At 49.9% G+C, this 5,580-nt stretch carries 2 protein-coding genes and 1 pseudogene; 1 reads left to right on the forward strand and 2 read right to left on the reverse strand.

Annotation, left to right across the window (positions count from 1 at the left end; genetic code table 11):
• Nucleotides 1-139: 139 nt before the first annotated feature.
• Entirely contained in the window at nucleotides 140-2,386 is a 2,247-nt protein-coding gene (locus RMS95_RS11530) for a tetratricopeptide repeat protein (RefSeq protein ID WP_310646312.1), read from the reverse strand.
• Nucleotides 2,387-2,597: 211 nt separating this feature from the next.
• Between RMS95_RS11530 and RMS95_RS11535 the strand changes: the two genes are divergently transcribed.
• The gene (locus RMS95_RS11535; protein WP_310646314.1) at nucleotides 2,598-4,412 is read left to right on the forward strand and encodes an acetylglucosamine transferase; all 1,815 of its coding nucleotides are present in this window, start codon (nucleotides 2,598-2,600) and stop codon (nucleotides 4,410-4,412) included.
• A 16-nt stretch (nucleotides 4,413-4,428) separates the two neighbouring features.
• On the opposite strand, the pseudogene RMS95_RS11540 reads toward RMS95_RS11535, so the two are convergent.
• Nucleotides 4,429-5,580: pseudogene (locus RMS95_RS11540) on the reverse strand (hypothetical protein); the annotation flags it as partial.

Consider the following 5,580-nt stretch of genomic DNA (forward strand, 5'->3'; position numbering starts at 1 on the left):
GGTATCGTTCTTCTCGGCTGAGGTGCTTGTACATTGGGCAATTTCGATTTGGCGGTTAAAGCGGCCATGATGCTCTCGCATCCTCAGCCACCTATAACCAGTTCATCTTTGTTGCACTTCGTCCTTGAATCCGCCTTTGTTAAATTTGTTGTAGGAGTTGATTCAATGCCACAGACTGTTGTTTCGGTGTAGGCGGCCAACTTTGTGAGTCCATACACTGCTTCAATTGCCCCTTGTAATGCGTCCGAATAGCCGCATCCGTCGCCATCTGCAAAGCTTTATTTTGGTATTCCTGATAGCTGTAGCAGGCCAACTCCGGCAATCCCACGTCATGCAGCAAACTTGCTGCCACACGTGAAGCAAAACTACTCCCCATCAGCGTCACCACTGGCACGCCAGCTAGCAACGCGTCGCTGGTCGTGGTGTGGCCGTTGTAGGGGAAGGTGTCCAGGCACACATCGGCCAGTTTGTAGCGAGCCAAGTGGTCTTCAATGGACGGCACTCGGGTGGCGTAAACCAACCGGTTCGGGTCAACGCCTTGGTCAATCGCTGATTGCGTTAGGTTTGCGTGAGCACCGTCGTTGAGTTTCATCAGCCACAGCACGCTGCCGGGCACGGCTTTTAGCAAGTCCATCCACACTTTAAACATCGGTGGGTTGATTTTGTAGTCATGGTTAAAGCTGCAAAACACCACACCTTCTTCAGGCAAACCACATTCGGCTTTGGTGGGCACTTTGTCGGCGGGGACCACCGAATCGTCGCGCGGCAAATAGCAGTGCGGCAAGTACAAAATCTTTTCGCGGTAGTGCTGCTGCATGTCGGGCGGCACGGTCACGGGGTCGGTGATCAAATAGTCGATGAAGGGCAATCCCAAGGTTCCAGGAAAACCCAAATACGTCATTTGCACAGGAGCAGGGCGGTGCGACAAAATTTCTAGGCGCGTGCCTTCAGTGTGGCCCGACAGGTCAATGACGATGTCAATTTCCATGGCGCGCAGCAGTTTGGCCACTTCGAGGCTTGGTTTGTCTTGCACGTCTAAATAGTGGTCAAAGGCGCATCGGTAGCGTTTCCATAAGTCGCTGGCATCGGGGGTACCCGTAAATACGCCGGTAATCTCGAATTTTGATTTATCAAATTTTTCTAACATACCAATCATCAGGTAGCCCACTGGGTGCGTTCGGAAGTCGGCAGAAATAAAGGCCACACGTTTGCGACGGTGCTGGTATTTTTCGCCGTTCCACAACGTGAACATGGATGGGCCGTATTTGTCGGCTGCATAAATCTCAATACATTGGCGGGCTAATTCAGCATCGTCGGTGAGAGACATGATGGTCAAAGGTCCGCACATTTTTTTGCCGGCACGGATGCCTTCAAAAATGAGTTCACGTTTGGCTTCAAAGTCAGTCCAGTCGCAGTTGCTCATGCGCGCGCTGATCAAATGGCCTTCGCCAAAAATATAGTCAGGGTCGGCTTGCAAGGCGCGTTGAAACGCTTGAATGGCCATGCCATATTGTTTGTATTGACCCAAGATCAAGCCTTGTCCTTCCAGTGAGCGCACATGGTTAGGGTCAATGTCTGTGGCGGCTACCAAGGTCAGCAAACCGTCATGGTGTCGGTTGATGGCTTGTAACAAAGCGGCTTTGTTGGTGTAAGCCTCCATGTAGTTGGGGTCTGCTTGAATAGCTTCGTCATAGGCCGCAATGGCCGCTTCTGCCAGACCTAAGTCATGCAAAGTTTTGGCTTTTGCAAAATAGCCAATGGCCATATGAGGCGCTGCGGTGATGGCTTGCTCAAAGCATTCCTTGGCTTGCAGTGTTAGTCCCAGGGCAGATTGAGAAACCCCCATGGAGTAAAGCGACATGAAATTATTGGGTGAATAGGCCAAAGCCTGCTCAAACAGTGCAAGTGCCTCGCCGTGTTTGCCTTCACTCTGCAAGGCGATGCCTTGTGTGTTGAGACCAAGAGCTTCTGCAGAGCCTTGTGGTTTGGTTGTGTTGGCCGACTCCATCACGGTTTGAACGGTTTGTAAATGTGATTGGGCTGTGGGGAGCGTTGGGTCGAGCTCTATGGCTTTGAGGACAGACGTTAATGCGCCAGCCATTTCGTTAAGGTTGAACAAAATCACCGAATGCGCCAAATGAGCTTGTGGAAATTGTGGGTGACTCAGCAACACCGGCTCGATATAAGTTAGCGCTTGGTTGAAATTGCTGTGGCCGCATTCAATGGCTGCAAGCGAATATAAGGCGACGGGATTTTTGACATCAGCTTTTAGAGCTTGTAAAAAAATGGTTTTGGCAGCGCTCACATCGCCCGATTGCTGAAGCGCCACGGCTTGGTCCAGTTTGGTTTGGACTGGCTTGGCTTTTTTCGGTGCTTTTGTACTCATTTTTTCGAGTCCTCTGACGATAATTTGACGGTCTGCATAAAGAATGACTTTTCAAAGCAATAACCAAGCCAGATGCAATAAGGTTCTTGGATGATCCGACAAATAGCATATCAACTGGCATAAAAATCGCTTGAGCTGATGTCGTTATGTGTACGGGTGTCAAAGTGGCAAAGAGTTGCCACTTGCTTGTGCGCACATTGCCGCTTTGTCTATGCCTCTTTCTATTTCCGTAGTCGATTTACCTTCCGCTGTTGCCCAAGCGCTGCCAACGTATAACTTGACGCAATTGATTGGCGCGGTAGAAGGCATGCTGAAAGCAGGTGAGAGATTGAAGGCCATTACTTGTTATCGAGATTGGCTTGCAGACACTGAGAGCTTAGACAAATACGTGGCTTGGTTCAACTTGGGCGTCTTGTTGGCCGAGCAGCGAGATTCTTTGGGCGCGCAAGAGGCATATCGCTCAAGTTTGGCGCTGCGCAGTGATTTCGTTCAGGCACGCATCAATTTAGGTTTGTTGCTAGAGCGTCAAAAAGAATACACCGCTGCACTTGAACAATGGGGAGGCGTGGTGGCCTCAGAGCTTTTGGTTCAGTCTGCCAGTCCTGAGCATCTCGTCGTGACACTCAATCACATGGGCCGAGTGCAAGAGCTCAACAAGCAATTTGACAAGGCAGAGCAAGCTTTAATGCAAAGTCTTCGCCTGAAGCCAAAACAACCGGATGTAATTCAGCATCTGATTTTTTTAAGGGCAAAACAATGTAAGTGGCCCGTGTATCAAGACATTCCTGAGATGTCTCTGAATGAGCAACTGGCCTATACATCTCCTTTGGCCATGTTGGCTTTGCAAGATGAACCAGCGTTGCAATGGTTGGCCTCTCAGGCTTTGGTCAAGCGTAAGTATGCTTTTGCAGAAAAGCGAGCGTCTATGGGCGGCCCCTATCGGCATGACAAGGTGCGTGTGGGTTATGTGTCGGGTGATTTATGCGCGCACGCTGTGGGGCTGTTGTTGCCCGATGTGATTGAGGCGCATGACAGGCAAGGTTTTGAAATTTACGCTTTCGATTATTCGCCAGAAGATGGCTCTTCAGTGCGTAGACGGCTACTGCAAGCCTTTGACCACGTGGTGCATTTGCATGAGATGACAGATCAAGATGCTGCGCAGGTGATTGCAAACTTTGAGATCGATGTGTTGATTGACATGCATGGATTGAGTGCTGGTGCACGTCCGGGGCTGTTTGCTTTACGTCCTGCGCCTTTGCAAGGCAGCTATTTGGGTTTTATGGGCAGCACAGCGATGCCTTGGATCGACTTCGTGGTTACCGATCGCTACGTATGGCGCGATGTCCTCAAACCTTTTTACAGTGAGAAGCCGCTGTTTGTTGAAGGTGGATTTCTTCCACTGTGCCGTGCCAGTGCCGTGCCTGAACTGCATGTGAGTCGTGCGAGCGAGGGTTTACCTGAAAACGCGGTGGTGTTGGTCAATTTCAATAACGTCTACAAAATTAACCCAGCGCAATTCAGTGTTTGGATGCACGTGCTTTTACGTGTCGATGAAGCAGTGTTGTGGCTGCTTGACGACAACGCTTCGGCCACTCAGCAGCTCAAAAACGAGGCGCGTCGGCATGGTGTTTGTGATAGTCGATTGATCTTTGCCGTACGCACTGGGTTTGATGAGTACCGTGCGCGTTTAAAGCTGGCGGATCTGTACTTGGACACTCATCCCTATAACGCCGGATCTACGGCCCGCGATGTGCTTGAGTGTGGCTTGCCCATGGTTACTTTTAGCGGTCAAACGACAGTGTCTCGCATGGCTGCTAGCTTGTTAAAACAAGTTGGCTTGGATGACTTAATTACCAGCAGTCATACAGCTTATGAGAAACAGGCGATTCGTCTGGCAAAAAGTAAACGCTTGCGTGCCCGTTATCAACGCATTTTGCAGAGATATTGGGCTCGCCCACCTCAACAGGCCATTACCCTTACCCAAAGCCTAGAGACGCAGTGGAAAGCGCTCTTGGCCTTGGCTTAGATTCATCACAGGCTGATCAAGCCAGACTGTCTTTTTGGGCTTGCGTTAAGACAGCTTCTTGTTGTTTAGTCAACGCAGTGGTTTGTGTCGTGGTCAATTTGGACAGCTGTGCAGTGGTCAAGTTCTTCACTTGATCCAATGTCAATGCTGTAACTTGATCGCTAGTCAGTGCTTGCAGATTGGTCGATGACAGCGCATTCAATTTCGTTGTGGAAATGGATTTGATGTCCAATTTCTCAATCGATTGAAGGTGTGTTGTGTCTAGGTTATTGAGCTGCGTGCTGCTCAAAGCCCCCACTTGATCGGATGTCAAAGCAACCACTTGTGCCGTGGTCAAAGCATTCAGCTGAGCGCTGGAAACATTAGCCATCAACCCCACCGAAATTTGTTGAATATTGGCGGTGCCTAGGGCTTGAATCAGAGAGCTGGTCAAGCCGTTAACCTGCGTACTCGTTAAGGCTTTGGCTTGTGATGCGTTCAGGGCGGCCATTTGCGCGGTCGACAACTTGTTCAACTGAGTGCTTGTGAACCCTGTGATTTGATCAGAACTCAATCCTTTGATCGCTAAAGCACTCAAAGCTTGCAGAGAAGTTGAACTCAATGCATTGAGTTGCGTTGTGCTCAAGCTTTGCATTTTGCTGCCAACCAAGCTGGCCAATTGCGATGTTGTCAAGTTGTTCAATTGGGTACTTGACAGCGATTGCAACTGCTCTGCGGAGAGTTGGTTGATTTGTTCTGTTGTCAACGCTTCTAATTTCGTAGAACTCAATGCATTGAGTTGAGATGTACTCAATGCTCGCAAGACGCTCAGTGGAACAGCTTGTGTTTGAGTGGTTGTCAACTCGTTCAATTTGGTTGATGTGATGGCCTGTACTTGGTTACTCGTTAATGCACCCAGTTGTGCGGGATTCAATAAGTTCAGTTGCGTGCTCGAGAGATTTTGTACTTGCCCCGTGCTCAATGCGGCCATTTCTTTGACGTCAAGTCCTGTGAGCTGCGTGGAGCTGAGAGCGTTGAGTTGTGAACTGGTGAGGGCTTGGACCTGAGAGGAGGTGAACTTCTGGAGTTGCGTGGAGCTCAATGCGTTGAGCTGAGTGCTGGAGATGTTCGCAACTGTGGCCGTGGAGATGGCCTGCAGGTCAACGACCTCAACCAGCTGAAGCTGAGA

It is taken from the genome of Limnohabitans sp. (assembly GCF_031539175.1).
In the GTDB taxonomy this organism is placed as follows: domain Bacteria; phylum Pseudomonadota; class Gammaproteobacteria; order Burkholderiales; family Burkholderiaceae_C; genus Limnohabitans.